This is a genomic window from Runella sp. R5_40 (genome assembly GCF_057652295.1).
Map to the genome: position 1 here is coordinate 336484 of NZ_JBYFCH010000002.1, position 19125 is coordinate 355608.

Sequence of the window (19125 nt, forward strand, 5' to 3'; positions counted from 1 at the left end):
TTTCTCAAACAGGAGTCAAGTCAACTTTTGTACTTTAACTGTTCACTCCCCCTCCTGAAACCAACCCGCATACATGACGTAATTGTTGGCGGTGCGCATAAATACTTCTCCTAATTCGGGGGTAACGTCTTTGAGGTATTTGGCGGGGTTTCCTGCCCAAATCGTCCCTGGAGGAATAATCTTCCCTTGTGTCACGACCGCTCCTGCGGCAATGATAGAGCCTGTTCCGATGTGTACATTGTCCATCACAATCGCACCCATTCCAATCAACACCTTGTCTTCAATCGTGCAGCCGTGAACGATGGCATTGTGAGCGATAGAAACGTGATTGCCAATAATTGTTTTAGACTTCTGGTAAGTACAGTGAATCACTGCTCCGTCTTGGATATTGACATAGTCGCCCATCTGAATGGTATTGACGTCCCCGCGTACGACGGCATTAAACCAAACCGTACAATGTTCGCCCATGATCACCTCCCCGACCACCGTAGCGTTGTCGGCAAACCAACACGTTGAACCATATTTTGGAGAAAGTCCGCGAACAGATTTGATAAGTGCCATAGTGATTGTCGAATTTTTACAAATATAGTAGTCATGCGCGTTTAATTCCGTTTCCTATCAATTTTTAGGGACTTTGTAAACCAACTGTTGGTGGTTAAGGGCTAACTTTTTTCCTTTGACAAAAATTCTTTTGAATGTTCGCCAAGCTATCTCCCCAAACCCGCATTATAGCCACGGTAATCGCCGTATTGCTTTTTTTGTCTTTTCTCATGCGATGGTATGTGTTTGGCATCCAATGGCACATCAACCTTATTTTGATGCTGATTTCGGGGAGTATGATGACTGTTTCGTGGGGATTTTTTAGTCAATTCCACCGTTATTTAGACAAAGTTTTTCCCTATGAACGCGGCATCTTTTTACGCATTATTCCTCAAGTATTAATCACCTTTGGAGTGGTTTATATGCTCTCTTGGTTTGTTATGTGGCGGGTAATAAGTTTGTTTAATTTTGAAGATATTATCAACAAACAATACACAACTTTGGCCCAAGTGGCGGGTTATTTTGCTCAATTTGTAGTGGTAGTTTTACTGAATGTGCTTCACTTGGCTGAGTATTTGTTTCGTAAATGGCGCGAAAATGCACTGCGAGCGGCCGAACTCGAAAAGGAAAAAGCCCAAGTGCAATTCGACAACCTCAAAAATCAGTTGAACCCTCATTTTCTGTTCAATAGCCTCACTTCCCTCGATAGCCTCATCCAAGATAGCCCCGAGCTTGCCCGACAGTTTTTACAGCAATTGTCCAAGGTTTTCCGATACGTTTTGCAGCACAAAGACAAAGGATTGGTATCGCTCCAAACGGAATTAGATTTTATCAAAAATTACGTTTTTTTGCTCAAAACACGCTTTGAAAGCACATTATTCATTGATTTTCAGATTCAATCAGATAGTTATGACAAAAAAATTGTTCCCGTTACCCTGCAAATCTTGATTGAAAATGCGCTCAAACATAACATCATCAGCCAAGAACGCCCCCTGACGATTCGCATCAGTACGGATGGTGCTTACCTGAAAGTAGAAAACAACCTCCAACTCAAAAAGAAAGTCGAAACCTCCAACAAACTTGGCTTACAAAACCTCCGAACGCTCTACGGGTTTCTTACCGATAGCTCATTTGAGACCATTGAGCTTAATGGGAAATTTGTCGCTTATGTTCCGTTGATTGATTAAATCCTCCAACTACCGCCCTATGACCATTCTAATCATTGAAGATGAGCCTTTGGTGGCCAAAAATATCGAAAAACTCGTGAGGGAACTCCACCCCAATGCCCTGCTGCATGGGCCTTTGGCGAGTGTCGAAAACGCGTTAAAGTGGTTTGACGAGCATCCTGAACCTGATTTAATTTTGGCAGATATTCAGTTGGCTGACGGCGTTAGTTTTGACATTTTTCAGGAGCGGCCTCTCAATTGCCCCATCATTTTTACAACCGCCTACGACGAATACGCCATTCGGGCATTTAAGCTCAACAGCATTGACTATTTATTAAAACCTATTGACAAACAAGAACTTACAACCTCTTTTGATAAATTTCAGCGTTGGCAAAAGGCTACCTCCACCGACTTTTTCCCTTCACAACTTCAGAACTTACTGAATGACTTAAAACCTCATTCTCAAAAGAAATACAAACACCGCTTTACGGCGCACCACCAACGTTCGGTAGTGGCGGTGGCTGATGTCCGCATTGCCTATTTTGTCCGTGATGAAGTCATTTGGCTAGTGACCACCGACCACCAACGCCTCATTACGGATTACCAGTCACTCGACGAAATTGAAGACCTCCTTGACCCTGTTCAGTTTGTGCGCGCCAATCGTCAGTACATCGTCCGAAAAGACGCTATCGAGAGTTATCGTACGCACTATTCGGGTAAAATCGAGCTTCTCTTAGCCATTCCTGCCAAAGATGAAATAGTTATCAGTAAAGACCGTGCCGCGAGTTTTCGGGTGTGGTTTGAGGAATAACCACAGACCTGTAAGGTTTTGAAAACCTTACAGGTCTAAGTTCTCAAAACCTTGCAGGTCTATTGTGAAACCTCATTAGGTTTAGTTATTTTTGTGGTATGGAAAAAAATGCAAAAATCTACGTAGCAGGCCACCGAGGAATGGTAGGCTCGGCTTTGGTACGCCGTTTGGAATCAGAAGGCTATCAAAACATCATCGTGCGCACATCACGCGAGTTAGACTTACGCAACCAACAAGCCGTGGCTGACTTTTTTGCCGCCGAAAAACCTGCCTATGTGTTTTTGGCCGCAGCCAAAGTAGGAGGTATCATGGCCAATAATATTTACCGCGCCGATTTTTTGTACGAAAACTTACAAATTCAAAACAACGTTATCCACAGTGCTCACGTGGAAGGTGTGGAAAAGTTGATGTTTTTGGGCTCGTCTTGCATTTATCCTAAATTGGCCCCCCAACCGCTCCAAGAAGATTCGCTCCTTACGGGGCCGCTCGAATACACCAACGAACCGTATGCCATCGCCAAAATTGCGGGCATTAAAATGTGTGAATCGTACCGCAAGCAGTACGGACGCAATTACATTTCGGTGATGCCGACCAATTTGTATGGCCCCAACGATAATTATGACCTCAACAATTCGCACGTACTCCCTGCGATGATTCGCAAATTTCACGAGGCAAAAGTCGAAAACAAACCTTTCGTAGAGCTTTGGGGAACAGGGTCGCCTTTGCGCGAATTTCTTCACGCCGACGACTTGGCCGATGCTTGCGTTTACTTAATGAAAAATTACGACGGCGAGCAGTTTGTCAACATCGGAGTAGGCGAAGATATTACTATTAAAAATCTAGCCGAGCTCATTAAAGCGACCGTTGGCTACGAGGGAGAATTGCGCTGGAACACTGATAAACCAGACGGAACGCCTCGCAAATTAATGGATGTTTCGAAGCTGCACAGCATGGGTTGGAAACACCGCTACGGCCTCGAAGAAGGTATCCGAATCACCTACCAAGATTTCCTCCAAAAACTAGAAGAATACGCTGTTTAACAGCTTTTTAAGGCCCGCAAGTTGCGGGTCTTATTTTTTATGACCGTTTGCTAAATTTCAGTAGCCTATTTGAGAGAGAAAAGTGTATTTTTGGTACGTTATTTTTTTACCCAACTTTATTAAACCTCTAACTCCTTTTCTCGTAGTATGAAAAAACTCTTCAAAATCCTCGGCATCGTCGTGGGCGTTGCCGTTGTTGGTCTGCTTTGTGTAATGGCTTACGTAAAATTTGCCCTTCCAAATGTGGATGCTGCCACTGACATGAAAATCGAACTCACACCCGCACGCGTCAAACGTGGCGAGTACTTGGCCAATCACGTAACTGTATGTATGGACTGCCACAGCACGCGTGACTTCAGTTTGTTTTCGGGGCCTGTAATAGCTGGTACGCTTGGCAAAGGAGGCGAACGTTTTGACCAAACGATGGGCTTCCCTGGTGCTTTTACGTCCAAAAACATCACGCCTGCTGGTATCGGCAACTGGACCGACGGCGAAATTTACCGCGCCATCACCACGGGAGTTAGCCGCGACGGCCACGCGTTCTTCCCTGTCATGCCTTACCCTTATTATAGCAGCATGGACGACGAAGATGCCAAAAGTATTGTGGCGTATTTGCGCACGCTTCCTGCCATCGACAACAAACCTGCTGACTCTAAAGCCGATTTCCCGTTTAATTTTATTTTGAATACCATTCCCAAAAACGCCCAACCCACCAAGCGCCCCGCCGAAACCGACCTCGTGGCCACTGGAAAATACTTGGTACACATCGCGGGTTGTGCCGAATGCCATACTCCCGCAGAAAACGGTCAAATTATTGCCGAAAAGATGTTTTCTGGAGGTCGTGAATTCCCTTTGCCTACAGGAACTGTCGTGACTCCCAACATCACGCCTGACAAAGAAACTGGCATTGGTAGCTGGACGAAAGAATCGTTTGTAGCCCGTTTTAGGGCCTATGCCGACAGTTCTTACAAACCGCACAAAATAGCTGCTGGGGAGTTTCAAACCATGATGCCTTGGACGATGTACGGGGGGATGGAACCCAAAGATTTGGAGGCTATTTATGCCTACTTTATGACGTTGAAACCAATCAAAAACGCCATCCCTGCCAAATTTAAAGCCAATACAATCTCAATGCGCTAGCCCTACTTTGAACAGTGTTGTGAGTGGGGTTTCTCAAAACCCCACTCCTAGATTTCTTAAAACCTAGTTTGAATGCCGAAGTTTTTTGTATATTGGCTCAAAAACACCGCCATGACCAAAAAATCCAGCTATTTCTTCGCCCTCGCAGTCCTCCTCAGTTCGTTCGTAGGTTGTACTCCCAAAGAAGAAAAAAACGACGCAACCACCACCACTGAAGTCGAAACTTTTACCTACGACTTTGCCACACCTACCCAGCGCTACGACCTTCCGAAAGTTTTACGGGAAATTTCTGGATTGTCATTTTACAAAGACAACCAACTCCTGTGCGTCCAAGACGAGAAAGGCGAAGTATTTGTCTATGACTTGGTGAAACAAGACATTATTGAAAAGCACCTTTTTGACAAACCTGGCGACTACGAAGGGGTAGAAGTAGCCGAAGGAGAAATCTACGTCTTACGCAGTGATGGAAAACTGCTCAATTTTACCATGGGTAGCAAAGAAACCCGCGACATTGAAACCAATCTACCTAAAAAACTGGACGTTGAGGGTCTGACTTACGACCCTGTTACTAAAAGGTTATGGTTGGCCGTGAAAGAAAACCTCAAAAAGGACAAAAAAGGAGAAGGGAAAGTCATTTATTCGTTTGACTTAAAGCGCCGCGCCGTTTATCAGCAGCAAGAAATAACCGAAAAAAATCTCGAAGGTTTTGGGTTAAAAGGCAAAGAAGTACGTAATTTTAAACCCTCAGGGATTGCCTTTCACCCTAAAACGGGCGAAGTATATTTGCTAAGTTCGGCGGGGCATCGGCTCATTGTCATGACACGTGAAGGGGGCTTACTTCAAAACATCCCGCTCGACCCCGCGCTGTATCGTCAACCCGAAGGTATTTGTTTTTCACCCGACGGGACGCTTTACATTTCAAGTGAAGGCGATGGGAAAGATGGGTATTTGCTCAAATTTGAACCGAAGAAGTCATAAAAAAACCTCCCGAAAGTTTTAAACTTTCGGGAGGTTAGACCTGTGAGGTTTTAGAAACCTCACAGGTCTGGTCTAAAAGCTAAGCTGTAACAGCTACGAGTTGCTCCAAAATAAAACGCCCGTCGATGTTGCCAAGGGCTTCGTCCGAAGCGCGCTCAGGGTGAGGCATCATTCCGAATACATTTTTACCCGCGTTGGTAACGCCCGCAATATTTTCCAAACTACCATTCGGATTAGCGAGGTCTGTGATAAGGCCATTTTCGTCGCAGTAACGGAACAACACTTGGTCGTTGTCGTTGAGGCTTTTGAGCGTATCGGCATCTGCAAAATAACGTCCTTCACCGTGTGCAATCGGAATTTTATAGGCTTTAGGCTCCAAGCCAGCTGTCAGCAATGCCGATTGGCTTTGAGGTTGCAAATACACATTACGACAAATATATTTTTGAGAACTGTTGCGAAGCAATACGCCCGGTACAAGCCCTGCTTCCGCCAAAATCTGAAAACCATTGCAGATACCCATCACATAGCCTCCGCGATTGGCATGGGCAATAACCTCATTCATAATGGGCGAAAAACGCGCAATAGCGCCCGTACGAAGGTAATCGCCGTACGAAAATCCACCTGGCAAGATGATAAAATCACACCCTTGAAGGTCGTGGTCTTTGTGCCAGAGTTTGATAACTTCTTGTCCTAAATTGACCCGCAGCGTGTACACGGTATCATCGTCGCAATTGGAACCAGGGAAAACTACTACGCCGAATTTCATAGAATAATCGAATAGATTGAGCAGATGAGTGATTAACTTGCTGCTGCAAAGTTACGGTTTTCAGTGGGTGATTGATAACAAAACTTCACGTAACTTTGAATGTATTTCAAAAGGAGTGCGTTAAAAGACAATACAAACAATCGTTTTATAGTGACTTTCGAAGAATTTAACCTCAACCGCCAACTTCTCAACGCCATCGCCGATGCAGGTTACGAGACGCCTTCGCCCATCCAAGAGAAGGCGATTCCGCTGGTATTGCAAGGCCATGACGTGCTAGGAATTGCCCAAACGGGCACGGGAAAAACAGCGGCTTATTTGTTGCCTATCCTAATGAAAATCAAATACGCGCAAGGAGAAACACCTCGTGCGCTTATTCTAGCTCCCACGCGCGAGCTAGTGATGCAGATTAATGCTGCCGTTGCGGAGTTAGGCAAATATACCGATTTGCGCCATTTGGCGTTGTACGGCGGCCTCGGCCCCAAAACCCAAATCGAAGCGCTTCAAAAAGGAATAGACATCATCGTCGCGACCCCAGGGCGCTTCTTGGATTTGTACCTGAGAGGTGAAATTGGAGTTAAGCAACTTTCGGTACTCGTACTCGACGAAGCCGATAAGATGATGGACATGGGTTTTATGCCCCAAATCAACCGTATTTTGGAAGTAATTCCGCGCAAGCGCCAGAATTTACTATTCTCAGCGACCTTTCCTCCCAAAGTAGAACGCCTTTCAGAAAACTTCCTCGAAGCCCCAGTACGCGTTGAAGTAACGCCTCAGGCTACCACTGCCTCACGGGTGGAGCAGGTCATGTACGAGGTGCCTAATTTTAGGACTAAAATCAACCTCGTAGAGCATTTTGCCCAACATGCCGAAGAGTTTCAGCGCGTCATCATTTTTGCCCGTTCCCGCGAAACTGCGGAGAACATTTATAAGTTTTTGAAGCGTAAAGTCGTTAATGAAGAAGAGGTACGCGTTATTCACGCCAACAAAGGCCAAAACACGCGTATCAACTCGATGGAGGCTTTTAAAGATGGCAACGTTCGCCTCCTGATTGCCACCGACGTGGCCGCCCGCGGTATCGACGTTTCTCAGGTAAGCCACGTGATTAATTTTGACGTGCCGCTGATTTACGAAGATTATGTTCACCGCATTGGACGCACAGGCCGAGCCAATCAGGAAGGAAACGCGATTACGTTTATGACGATTGCGGACGAATACCACATTGCCAAAATCGAAACAATTATTCGGATGAAGATTCCGCGTATGCCACTTCCTGCCGAAATTGACGTTCCCGAAACGCCTTTTGAAGAACAACAGGAATATTTACGCGAAATCGACGCACAACGTAAAAAAGAAGACCCCACATTTAAGGGCGCTTTTCATGAAAAGAAAAACAAAAAAGTTGTAAATTCGAAGCCCACAAAGAAGACATCCACACCCACAAAGAAGCATAAAAAGTACGACCGACGAAAAAAGTAACAGTCCATACAATAACAGATTAACAATGAGCGTTTTTAATGACGTTCCGACGAGAAGGTAGCGATGAAAGAGATACTGTCATTTAGTCAATTAGTTATTGGGTCATTCGTGGTGATGTTGGTTCCATTTTGGGCCGAGGCGCAGACGATGCAATTTGTAAGTAGCAACCGACCTGCCGACACAAGCACAAAAAGCTCAACCGAGGCCACTACGGTGGTGAAGAATCTTCACTTAATGCCACTTTTTGGGGAAACCAGCAAGAGCATTGAACACATCGAGTTTGAGATTAATTTCCTGAGCGAGTGTGATCAAAACTTTACCAACCGCGCCGAAGCAAGCCAATTTTTCTCGGCAAGAGGATGGGAATACCTGCAAGAAGGCGATTTGGATACGGCTTGTTATCGTTTTAATTTGGCTTATTTGCTCGACAACAAAAACAGCGATTGTTTTTGGGGCTTGGGAGTCGTCTGTTTTCAAAAAGGACATCTTACCGATGCCGAACGAATGCTTCGCAAAGGAGCTGATATTGATTCAACCAACGTAGGGTTGTTGGTGGATTTGGCCACCGTTGATTTGATTCATTTCAAAGAAACCAAAGAAAACTGGGAGCTCATAGAAGCGGAACAAATCTTAAAACGGGCTTCAAAATTAGATTCCGCTTCGGCCAATGTTTATCTTAAATTATCGGTCTTGGAATTTCATAAAGGCAACTATGACGCTGCATGGGCTAATCTTCACAAGACAAGACTACTCGATATTGAATTGCTCGACTACGAGTTTATGCGAGAACTGCTGGCCAAAAAATGCGACCCGCAGGGAATATTTAGCACACAAAATTAAGACTGAGGCACCAATTACCTCACCCCCTCAATCCCCCTCACCTGATAAGGAGAGGGGGACTTTTTTTAAGCCCTTTATGATTCAGGAAATTTCGCCCGCTCAAACCTACCCACTTCGCCACCAAGTATTATGGCCTGACAAACCCGTTGAGTTTGTAAAAGTACCCGACGATGAGCAAGGGATTCATTTGGGTTATTTTTTGGATGAAAAGCTGGTTTCGGTCATTTCGTTGTTTATGGATGAACACAAAATCGCGCGATTCAGAAAATTCGCCACCCATCCCGACATCCAACGCAAGGGCATTGGCAGCCAATTACTGAAAGCTACTTTTGAACGAGCACAATCCGCAGGAGCTTCGACGCTTTGGTGCGACGCCCGCCTCGATGCCCAGCCTTTTTACGAACGCTTTGACATGAAATCCGAAGGGGAAGTTTTTTACAAAGGTGAAATTCCTTACGTCAAAATGGCTATTTCCTTCTAGCTTTTCATTTCCTTCATCAATTGTTGGAGTACATCCACAAACTTTTCCGTGTATTCGCGTTTGGGCGTGGTATCCCAATTGCCCACGAGACCGTTTCCTCCCAAATAAATTCCGTCTTTGCGGGCAATGATACTCGCCCCTTTGGTCGTAAGCTTATAATTAATTTCGGGTTGGGGAATTAGGCAGGCCAATTGCCCCGAAATCGGCGTAAGCTCTTCGTCGTTGAAAATGGGCTTGGCGCCTAATCCCATGCAGTTTACGATACATTTTTCAGGAAGTGCATCCAAATCTTCCAATTTCTTGATTTCGTGCACCTTAATTTTCCCTCCTAACATTACAAATGTGCTCATTTGGTGGTGTAGATAGCTCGGAATATTGAACATCATATTGGAACGCCAACTGACGTATTTATCCTTAAACGGATGTTGTTTAGCGGAAAGCTCTTGACGTTCGGGAATCAGGCCTGACAAATGAAACGCCTCCCCGCCCTGCGCCAAATCCGTAGGAGCTAGTTGGCGCTCGGGAAACACATTGTACTCGTCCACCCACATAGCAATGTCGTTGATTCCCAACAAAAACTGAAACGTACGAAACGAAAAACGGGTAGCCTCTTCCCACACTTGTTTAAATTCTGGCTTAGCTACTTTGGGGTCGCACACGCGCGAGGCGGGCGACCATGTTCCTGTCGCCACGCTACTGGTGACGTTTGGAGGTAAATCTTTGGTATAAATCGTTACTTCATACCCTTTTTCTTGGAGCAATCGAGCCGTTGCAAGCCCTACTGTCCCACAACCAATGACCGCTATTTTCCGCTCTCCCGTCGATAAAACTAGCTCCCGAGCCATGTTACCCGTTCCCCATGACAACGACCAACCGCTACCTCCGTGCCCGTAGTTGTGCACAATGGTTTTTGAACCTAGCTCTTCTTTGGCTATTCGAGGCCCTGACGCCCGAAAAGGACGCAACCCCACCGTTTCTTTGACAATGCGGTCAAGCGAGAGTTTGAGTTTTGGAATCGAGTGATAGGTAGTAGTTGTACTGGGTTTTGTTGCACAGCTGGCCATTGCGGACGCAGCTCCCATCCCCGTTAGGGCAGCCGCACTGATAAAATGACGACGATTCATCATAGTCGAAGTGTGTGAAAAGTTAGACAGTGGTTGCGGCCAAACAAAAATAACATCTTACCCAAGCATCTCAAATGATTTTATTGTTATTTTCGGTAAACAAAAAATTTTATTTTGTTTACAAATAAAAAACGTACAATTTTTTATCCATTCACTCCAATTTTAGCCCTTATGAAACCTTCTCTACTTCTACTTTTTCTCAGTCTGTTTCCGTTTCCAATCATTGCCCAAACGGTCTCCTTTTATGGCAGTCCGACCTCTCCAATTTCTTCGGGGGCAGTGGTACCCGCGGGCAAACAGCTTCTCTGGACCAGTGGCGTCACCGCAGGAGTCGCCGACAGTACGGCGGCCGAAGGTTCTTATGCCCGTTTTGGAGACACTAAAACGCAGGCTATCAACATCTTAAAAAACCTTGAAAAAGCTGTAAAAGCCAAAGGACTTACGTTCAAAGACGTTTTGATGCTTCGTATTTATATTACTCCCGACCATTTTAAAGGCAACAAACACGATTATCAAGGTTGGTTCGACGCCTACGCTCAGTATTTTGGCACCAAAGAAAATCCCACCAAACCCACCCGCTCTACCCTGGGCATTATGGCACTTACCCATCCCGACAAGTTTATCGAAATCGAACTGGTAGCAGTGTTTCCATAGCGTAGTGTTAGAAAATCGAGGTTCGTCTCTTATGGTACTAAACCTCTTATTTTCTCTGCTCATGCGTCTGTTTCTTTTTTCTTTCGCTATCTGTTGTTGCCATTTTGGCTACGCCCAAAACTGGTACAAAGGCAATTTGCATACGCACTCGCTCTGGAGCGACGGCGACGATTACCCCGAAATGATCATGGATTGGTACAAAAACAATGGCTATCATTTCGTAGGCTTGTCTGACCACAATACGTTTCAAGAAGGCGAAAAATGGGTCAATGTGCCCCGCGTTCCTGAGCGCCGACGCACGTTTGAGCGTTATCTTCGCACCTTTGGTCCCGATTGGGTGCAGTATAAAAAAGGGCCGAATGATTCCCTTAAAGTTCGGCTCAAAAACCTGAGCGAATACCGCTCGTATTTCGACGAAGCAGGCAAATTCCTCATTTTGAAGAGTGAGGAAGTATCGACCAGCTACGACAGCAAGCCGATTCACATCAACATGACGAATGTGCAAAACCTCATTCGTCCCCAACGCGGCAATAGCGTGGCCGAAGTAATGCAAAACAACATCGACCTACTCGTTGCGCAACGTCGCCAAACGGGTCAGCCGATGTTTCCGCACATCAACCACCCCAATTTCTTTTACGCCATTACTGCCGACGACCTCATGAAACTGAGACACGAGCGTTTTTTTGAGGTGCACAACGGCCACCCACTGGTCAACAATTACGGCGATGCCAAACGCGAAGGAACCGAGTCGATGTGGGATAAAATCAATACGCATTTTGTGCGCCAAGGACGCCCGCTGATGTACGGTCTTGCCACCGACGATAGCCACAATTATCAGTTTTTTGGACTAGAATACAGCAATACAGGGCGTGGCTGGGTGATGGTCAATGCGCCTTCACTTTCGCCCCGCGCCCTCATCGAAGCCATGGAAGCAGGGCGTTTTTACGCTACTTCGGGCGTCGAACTTGTTTCTTTGCACCAAACCCCCACGTCGTTTTCGTTTCGGATTAAAACCGAACCTGACATTTCGTACACCATCCAATTGATTGGCCTTAAAAAAGGAAAAGACAAAGCGGAAATCTTGCGGGAATTTAAAGGTACCGAAGCAAGCTACACCCTAACGGATGATGATTTATGGGTACGCGCCAAGATTATTTCTTCCAAAGCCAAATACAATCCGTACAGCGCGGGCGAGCTCGAAACGGCTTGGGTTCAACCGATTGCTCATTTGCAGATTCCTGCCCCCAACCCCAACGTAGTAGCGTTGCCCAATGCTCATGCGCACAACGATTACGAACAGTCACGGCCATTGTGGGATGCCCTAGAACAAGGTTTTACGAGCATTGAAGCCGACGTGTATCTCATCAATGATACGTTGTTTGTCTCGCACGAACGCCCAAGCTTCAACAACGCCGCTACCACACTCGAAAACTTGTACTTAAAACCGCTTACTGAGCATATTCGCCAAAACAATGGCCTTGTCTATCCCAACTACAAAGGCCCCGTTTATTTGATGATTGATTTTAAGACAGAAGCAGAAAGTACGTACAAAGCTTTGGACAAACTCTTGCAGTCGTACCGAGGTATCCTTACCTCGTACAAGGAAAACACACCTACCAAAGGAGCTGTCACTGTCTTTATTTCGGGAAATCGCCCCATCGAAACGCTTCAAAAAGCCAAAACGCGGTTGGCTTCCTTCGACGGTCGTCCTGCTGATTTGGGCAAAAAATTGAGTCCCGAACTCATGCCCGTGGTCAGTGATAACTACAACAATCATTTGACGTGGCGCGGGAAAGACGAGATGCCCGCCGAGCAGTTCCAGAAGTTACAGGCGTTGGTACAACGGGTACACAAAGAAGGTAAAAAACTCCGCTTATGGGCGTGCCCCGAAGACCCTGCCGTATGGGCCAAGCTCCGCGAAGCAGGCGCTGATTTCATAAGCACCGATCAGCTGGAGTTGGTGAAAGAGTTTTTGAAGAAATAGTTTTTTGATTCTAACGATGCTGCTGACGGTACTCCACAGGCGACATACCAACGTATTTTTTGAAGAGTTTGGCGAAGTAATTGGGATACTCAAATTTCAACATATACGCTATTTCGGACACCGAATAAGCCGTGTGTAAAAGGTATTTCTGTGCTTCGCCAATCAGGTTTTGGTGTACTAACTCTATGGCCGATTTTCCTGCAACCGCTCGACAAATACGATTGAGATGAACTGGCGTTATATTCAATTCATCAGCAAACTCAGGAATACTTTTGGGATAGTCCGAACGCTTGACACTTTGCTGAAACTTACGAAAATAACTCATCATCAGCGAGTCGCTCGTTTGGGTTTCTTGCTTAGTGAGGCGGTGCAAATGAATAAAAAACTGAGTCAAAGAAGCTCTAAGCATGAGCAAACGTTCGGGTTGTTCTCCAAAAAGCTCGCCCTCAATTTGAGCAAGCAGTTCCAGTATTTTTTCAAAAGGTAATCCTTCATCAAAACGCGTGAGTAGTCGGATTTCGGAAAACGTTTGCCACATCGGACTTGATGTTTTAAAAATAGCCTCAATGATGCTATCCGAAATGGTCAAAATTTGCCCCCGAACATCGGGGGAGTACATAAGCCCGTGCAGCAGCGTTGGAGGAATCAGAATAATGCAGGGGGCCGTTAGCTCATGTACTTGGGTCGCTTCTTGAAAAGCTAAGAACCCATTTTCAACAATAAACACCTGAAAAAGACTGGAATGAATATGAGGTTTGATACGCCAATCAAACGTTTGACTGCGCGTAGCAATCTGTTCTAAAAATAGATACTCCGACGAGTACCTTCCCGATACATCACCGTACAGGCCGTCAAAATGGAGAATCGTTTTTTCACTCATACAATAGCTATGTTCGATTTGTATCTATCAAAGTAAAAATAGTCTCACCATAATTCCAAGAGAAGACCTCACCTTTGTTGCATCAAAACAACCTTTCATTCTCTTGCATTTATGAGATTACTTACTTCGCTGAAGCAACTGCCTACGCAGCTAGGCACTGCTTTTCGGTTGTCCTTTCTTTCACACCTAATACTCCAAAGTTTCATTTTAACTGGCCTGCCACGTACCTCTTACCCTCAATCACTTATTTTCAACCCTTCCTCTTTTACCACACAATCCCAAGAAATAAATGGGACAACCATTGCCGTACGGGCTTACGAGAAAATCATCTACGTTGCCCAGCCCGTTGATACACTATACCAAACCCTGAACATCTACATTCCAGAAGAATACTTCAACGGTGGTAGTATCAACGGTTACACGGCCAAAACCGCGCCGATATTTTTCCCCAACAAAGTCGGCGGATACATGCCTGCCCAGCCTGCCACTTTTAAGCCTCAAGCCCAGCGTGGCCCCATGCCTGGAGGCAATCAAAATACAGTAGTAGCAGCTTTAGCAAAAGGCTACATTGTGGCCTCGGCTGGAGCAAGAGGCCGAATAACCACCAATGCCCAAAAAGAATTTACGGGCAAAGCCCCTGCAGGCATCGTTGACCTCAAAGCGGCGATTCGCTACTTAAAATTCAACGACGCTGTCATGCCAGGTGACGCCAATAAAATCATTTCCAACGGCACAAGTGCGGGCGGAGCCATGTCCACTTTATTAGGCGCTACAGGAAACCACCCCGACTATGAGCCTTACCTCAAGGCCTTGGGAGCGGCCAAAGCAACCGATAACATTTTTGCGGTGTCGGCTTATTGTCCCATCATCAATCTCGAAAATGCTGACATGGCCTACGAATGGCAATTAAACAAAATTCATGCGTACAAAAGTCGCGGCAAGGAAGGAACATTGGATGAAACCGCCCTCAAGATTTCAAATGAACTCAAAAACGCCTTTCCTAACTACGTAAACGCTCTAAATTTAAAAGATAACACCAACCAAAAACTAGCGTTGGATGCCAACGGCGAGGGTAGTTTTAAAGAATGGATCAACGTCTATTTGATGGCTTCTGCCCAAAAAGCCATCGAATCGGGCATTGATGTATCAAAACATACTTTCTTAAAAATTGAAAATAGCAAAGTACTTTCGGTAGATTTTGATGGGTACATGACGTACTTGGAACGAATGAAAACCCCACCTGCCTTTGATGCGCTCGACGGTGCTTCTCCCGAAAATCAATTGTTTGGCACGACCACTATTGACAAGCGCCATTTTACCGCTTTTTCTTTTGAGCATAGTACCAATACCACTTTCCCGATGGCTGATAAACAGCAGGTCAAAATGATGAACCCTATGCCATACATTGGCGATAAAAAGGCCAAAACAGCTACCTACTGGCGGGTGCGTCACGGTGCCAAAGACAGAGACACGGGGTTTTCCGTACCCGTTATTTTGGCTACTACCCTTCAAAACAAAGGCTTTACCGTGGATTTTGCCTTGCCTTGGGACAAACCCCACAGCGGCGATTATGATTTGGCCGATTTATTCAATTGGATGGATAACATTTGCAAATAACGTACAGACAAGGCATGCCTTGTCTCTCCATGCATGCCTTGTCTCTCCACGCAAACAAATTACAGATGAACAATATTACTTGGGAACTCGCCCACTTAGCCCACGTCGAACTTCTTACCCCTAAATTGGACGAAAGCATTCGCTTTTTTCACGAGGTGCTAGGGATGTATATCACCGATATTAGGGGGGATTCGGCTTATCTACGTGCTTACGACGATTACGAACATCATACCCTGAAACTTACCGCCCACAAATATTCAGGCATGGGGCACTTTGCGTGGCGTACACGCAGCCGCGAGTCGCTCGAAGCTCGCGTTAAGGCCATTGAAACGACGGGTTTGGGCATGGGCTGGAAAGAACACGAATGTAGCTACGGCAAAGCGTATCAGTTTCGCTATCCCGATGGCCACCCTTGTGAATTATATTTCGACACCCATAAATACTGCGCAGAAGGCGATAACCAATCCGCGCTGAAAAATACGTACAGCCGTTTTCCTGGCCGTGGTATGAATGTCAGACGCCTCGACCACCTCAACTTATTAGCAAAAGACATTCACGCCTTTCAAGATTTTCAGTTTGGAGTCTTAGGTGGACGAATGACCGAAACCATTGTCTTTGAGGATAGCCCTAAAGGAGTTTGGGTATCGGTCAATTCAAAGTCATACGACCTCGCTATTACCGAAGACCACTCGGGTCTAAACGCCCGTTTTCACCACCTTACGTATGCAGTTAATAGCCGCGAAGAGGTATTGCTTGCCGCCGATATTGCGCTCGAAAATGGAGTATTTATCGAAACTGGGCCACACAAGCACGCGATTCAGCAAACCTTTTTTTTGTACATCTATGAACCTGGGGGCAACCGTATCGAAGTTGCTAACCCAACCGCCCGCCTCATTTTAGACCCCGATTATGAAACCATTGTTTGGAACCGCGAAGAACGTATGAAAGGCCAAGCATGGGGACTAAAAACCGTCGAAAGTTTTCACACTCGGGGTACGCCTATGCCTGAAGAACTGCTGTGAGCGCTAAGACATAAACGATGAGTGATAAGTAACACAAATTGCACATGATAAAAACCCACAGTATGAAATCAACACCCGCAGAAAGAAGTCGGAGGAAGTTTCTTTTTTCTTTGACAGGTATCAGCTCGGCACTTATGCTCCCCCATTCTTCTTGGGCTTGGGCTACGGATGAAATTGACCCGCGAGTCGCCAAAATTGTGGCCGAAACGATGACAATTGACACCCACAGCCATATTGATGTCCGTATTTACGCAGACCAACCCCTACCCACGTACGATTTTGTTGCTGATTTTAAAAAATCGGGCTTAGCTGCTATCTGCATGACGTTTGCGGTAGATTATCAAAAACTGCAAAACCCTGGCGATGCCTACAACCGTTTTATCAATGGTTTGGATGCTACTGACCAACTGCTTCAGGCAACTAACTTGACGCGCTCGTTGAACTTAGCCGATCTTACATCTTCCTTCAAGAATAAAAAACCAGCCGTCATTCAATCCATAGAAGGCGGACACTTTCTTGAGGGACAGATAGATAGACTCAAAATCGCCTATAATAGAGGACTGAGGGTATTGGGCTTACTGCACGACAACCATGCCTCTGTCCCATTGGGAGATATTTATACCAAAACAGCAGAATACGGTGGACTGACACCGTTTGGAGCCCAAGTCATCAAAGAATGCAACCAATTAGGTATTCTAATCGACTTGACCCATTGCGACAACAAAACCATTGACGACACCCTCAAAATTTCTACCAAACCCATCATGATTAGCCACACGGGATTGGATACTCAGCTAGGGCTCAATGCCAAGTTGGCGCAAATGATGAAACCTCGACTCATCAGTAAAGAACAAGCCAAGATTGTGGCCAATGCGGGCGGATTGATTGGCGTGTGGAAGCACCTCACTAACAGCCCATTGGAGTATGCAGAAGACATTAGAGCCATGGTGGAGGTCGTAGGAATAGACCATGTTTGCCTTGGTACCGACTCAAAAATAACTCGCGCCATCAAACCAAACGAACCCCCTACCCCTCCCAGAATCGGGGAGTACTCTAATGGTATTTGGGAGAATCAAGAAAAGGGCTTTTTCTACGCCGTAGTCGATGCCATGTTGAAAACGGGTTTTAGCGAAAGCGACATTGTAAAGATAAGCAGTAGCAATTTCTGCCGCGTCTTCGACGCTGCCGTGAAGTGATAAACTAGCTATTGTTAAACTCATCTCTCATCATTTAGAACTCATCACTGACCATGAAAAGATTATTGATACTAGGCGCTCACTCGGCCGATTTTGTGTGGCGAAGCGCAGGTGCGATTGCCAAAAGTATAGAAGAAGGTGCCGAAACGCTCGTCGTTTGTATGTCGTACGGGGAGCGCGGCGAATCGGGGGAATTATGGAAAGAAGACCCCAAACGAAGCGTAGAAAGTGTCAAGCTGATTCGTCACGAACAGGCCCAAAAGGCCGCAGACATTCTCGGCACCCCCATTCAGTTTTTAGATTGGGGAGATTATCCAATGCTGATTTCGGACCAACGCGTTGAACAACTTACCCAAATCATTGGCGATTTTGAGCCTACCGTCATTTTGACCCACACGGCCAAAGACCCATTTAACCCTGACCATCCGTTGGCGTATCAGGCCACCGAAAGGGCAAGGTTACTTTGCTGCGGAGCGGGAGTTCCGAGCGCCTTCAAGAACATTGATCCACCGATGTGGTATTCGTTTGAGCCACATCAACCCGAAATTTGCGAATTTTTACCCGATACGTTCGTCGATATTTCCAGTGTTTTTGACAAAAAATTGGCGGCGATGGATTGCATGGGCGCCCAAACATACCTGCGCGATTACTATGCCGAATTAGCGTCAAGAAGAGCCAACCACGCCCGTCGGATTTCGGGAAAGAAACACGTCAAGTACGCCGAAGCTTTCCAAAGCCACGTACCGAGAATTACATCAAGTATTTTTTAAGTCGTTAGAATACATGGATTTAGTCACTGAATTGTCAAAATTTTCGGCCGCAACCTTGCACGAAGCCTTGGGAAAAACGGGAAATTTACCCTCTGCCATCAAGCCCATTGCTAAAAACATGAAAGTATGTGGCCCCGCCTATACTGTCCAAACGATGCCCCGAGACAACGTCCTCTTGCACCGAGCATACGCTTACGCCAGCGCGGGAGATGTACTGATGGTCAATTGCTCTGGCTTTTATGAGGCAGGGTACTGGGGCGACTTAATGAGCCTTGGTGCCAAAACAAAGGGAATCAATGGATTAGTCATCGACGGCTGTGTCCGTGATGCAGACGACATCGAAGCCATGGATTTTTCAGTCTTCAGTCGGGGATTGTGTATTCGAGGCACTTCCAACTACGGCGATGGTTGGCTCAACGAGCCCATCGTCATTGGCGATGTCCGCATCCACCCAGGTGATTTTATTGTAGGCGACCGCGATGGGGTTGTTGTTGTTCCGCAAAATCGCGCCGAAGAAGCCATTGAAAAGGCCCTCGCCCGCGAAAAAAAAGAAGAATGGGTACGAGAAGAGCTTCGCAAAGGACGGGTATCGATTGATATTTATGGGTGGAGAGAAAAATTCAGCTGGTAAATTTATTTA

The 19125-nt window shown here is 46.0% G+C and carries 19 protein-coding genes; 15 read left to right on the plus strand and 4 right to left on the minus strand.

Going from position 1 to position 19125, the window contains the following annotated elements; translation table 11 throughout:
- Positions 1-42 precede the first annotated feature (42 nt).
- Entirely contained in the window at positions 43-561 is a 519-nt protein-coding gene (locus AC23N5_RS06115) for a gamma carbonic anhydrase family protein (RefSeq protein ID WP_487754875.1), read from the minus strand.
- Positions 562-695: 134 nt separating this feature from the next.
- On the opposite strand from AC23N5_RS06115, the gene AC23N5_RS06120 reads away from it, so the two are divergent.
- From AC23N5_RS06120 to AC23N5_RS06140, 5 genes are all read left to right on the plus strand, one after another.
- Positions 696-1727 carry a sensor histidine kinase gene (locus tag AC23N5_RS06120; protein ID WP_183980767.1) on the plus strand — a complete coding sequence of 344 codons (1032 nt, stop codon included), beginning with the start codon at positions 696-698 and terminating at the stop codon, positions 1725-1727.
- Between the two features lie 19 nt (positions 1728-1746).
- Positions 1747-2517: a LytR/AlgR family response regulator transcription factor gene (locus tag AC23N5_RS06125; protein WP_487754876.1), complete on the plus strand. Its 771-nt coding sequence runs from the start codon at positions 1747-1749 to the stop codon at positions 2515-2517.
- A gap of 98 nt (positions 2518-2615) precedes the next feature.
- On the plus strand, positions 2616-3557 hold the full coding sequence (fcl, locus tag AC23N5_RS06130; protein ID WP_487754877.1) for a GDP-L-fucose synthase: 942 nt from the start codon (positions 2616-2618) through the stop codon (positions 3555-3557).
- Between the two features lie 147 nt (positions 3558-3704).
- Positions 3705-4697, plus strand: coding sequence for a c-type cytochrome (locus AC23N5_RS06135; protein WP_487754878.1), 993 nt, complete (start codon positions 3705-3707; stop codon positions 4695-4697).
- 72 nt (positions 4698-4769) lie between these two features.
- On the plus strand, positions 4770-5675 hold the full coding sequence (locus AC23N5_RS06140; RefSeq protein ID WP_487754879.1) for an SdiA-regulated domain-containing protein: 906 nt from the start codon (positions 4770-4772) through the stop codon (positions 5673-5675).
- 79 nt (positions 5676-5754) lie between these two features.
- Here the strand turns inward: AC23N5_RS06140 and purQ are convergent, their stop codons facing one another.
- On the minus strand, positions 5755-6441 hold the full coding sequence (gene purQ / locus AC23N5_RS06145) for a phosphoribosylformylglycinamidine synthase subunit PurQ (protein ID WP_028524950.1): 687 nt from the start codon (positions 6439-6441) through the stop codon (positions 5755-5757).
- A 99-nt stretch (positions 6442-6540) separates the two neighbouring features.
- Here purQ and AC23N5_RS06150 point away from each other — a divergent pair, with 99 nt between their 5' ends.
- From AC23N5_RS06150 to AC23N5_RS06160, 3 genes are all read left to right on the plus strand, one after another.
- Positions 6541-7917 (plus strand): DEAD/DEAH box helicase, encoded by a 1377-nt coding sequence (locus AC23N5_RS06150; RefSeq protein ID WP_183974154.1) that lies wholly within the window; start codon positions 6541-6543, stop codon positions 7915-7917.
- 63 nt (positions 7918-7980) lie between these two features.
- Positions 7981-8757 carry a tetratricopeptide repeat protein gene (locus AC23N5_RS06155; RefSeq protein WP_183974156.1) on the plus strand — a complete coding sequence of 259 codons (777 nt, stop codon included), beginning with the start codon at positions 7981-7983 and terminating at the stop codon, positions 8755-8757.
- A 76-nt stretch (positions 8758-8833) separates the two neighbouring features.
- A complete protein-coding gene (locus AC23N5_RS06160; protein WP_487754880.1) occupies positions 8834-9238 on the plus strand; it encodes a GNAT family N-acetyltransferase in 405 nt (134 codons plus the stop codon).
- Here AC23N5_RS06160 and AC23N5_RS06165 read toward each other — a convergent pair.
- Positions 9235-10365 carry an FAD-dependent oxidoreductase gene (locus AC23N5_RS06165; protein WP_487754881.1) on the minus strand — a complete coding sequence of 377 codons (1131 nt, stop codon included), beginning with the start codon at positions 10363-10365 and terminating at the stop codon, positions 9235-9237. The two genes, AC23N5_RS06160 and AC23N5_RS06165, sit on opposite strands and share 4 nt — an antisense overlap.
- 168 nt (positions 10366-10533) lie before the next feature.
- On the opposite strand from AC23N5_RS06165, the gene AC23N5_RS06170 reads away from it, so the two are divergent.
- Both AC23N5_RS06170 and AC23N5_RS06175 read left to right on the plus strand, forming a co-directional pair.
- Positions 10534-11016 (plus strand): RidA family protein, encoded by a 483-nt coding sequence (locus AC23N5_RS06170; RefSeq protein ID WP_487754882.1) that lies wholly within the window; start codon positions 10534-10536, stop codon positions 11014-11016.
- A 61-nt stretch (positions 11017-11077) separates the two neighbouring features.
- Complete coding sequence (locus AC23N5_RS06175) at positions 11078-13000, plus strand: histidinol-phosphatase (protein WP_487754883.1); 1923 nt, start codon at positions 11078-11080, stop codon at positions 12998-13000.
- Positions 13001-13010: 10 nt separating this feature from the next.
- Here AC23N5_RS06175 and AC23N5_RS06180 read toward each other — a convergent pair whose 3' ends face one another.
- Positions 13011-13880: a helix-turn-helix domain-containing protein gene (locus AC23N5_RS06180; RefSeq protein WP_487754884.1), complete on the minus strand. Its 870-nt coding sequence runs from the start codon at positions 13878-13880 to the stop codon at positions 13011-13013.
- Positions 13881-13991: 111 nt separating this feature from the next.
- Between AC23N5_RS06180 and AC23N5_RS06185 the strand changes: the two genes are divergently transcribed.
- The 5 genes from AC23N5_RS06185 to AC23N5_RS06205 all read left to right on the plus strand — a co-directional run bounded on the left by AC23N5_RS06185 (position 13992) and on the right by AC23N5_RS06205 (position 19116).
- Positions 13992-15497, plus strand: coding sequence for a subtype B tannase (locus AC23N5_RS06185; protein WP_487754885.1), 1506 nt, complete (start codon positions 13992-13994; stop codon positions 15495-15497).
- A 65-nt stretch (positions 15498-15562) separates the two neighbouring features.
- Entirely contained in the window at positions 15563-16519 is a 957-nt protein-coding gene (locus AC23N5_RS06190; protein ID WP_487754886.1) for a VOC family protein, read from the plus strand.
- Between the two features lie 62 nt (positions 16520-16581).
- Positions 16582-17715, plus strand: coding sequence for a dipeptidase (locus AC23N5_RS06195; protein ID WP_487754887.1), 1134 nt, complete (start codon positions 16582-16584; stop codon positions 17713-17715).
- A gap of 53 nt (positions 17716-17768) precedes the next feature.
- Entirely contained in the window at positions 17769-18485 is a 717-nt protein-coding gene (locus AC23N5_RS06200) for a PIG-L deacetylase family protein (protein WP_487754888.1), read from the plus strand.
- Positions 18486-18498: 13 nt separating this feature from the next.
- Entirely contained in the window at positions 18499-19116 is a 618-nt protein-coding gene (locus AC23N5_RS06205) for a 4-carboxy-4-hydroxy-2-oxoadipate aldolase/oxaloacetate decarboxylase (RefSeq protein ID WP_487754889.1), read from the plus strand.
- Positions 19117-19125: the final 9 nt, after the last annotated feature.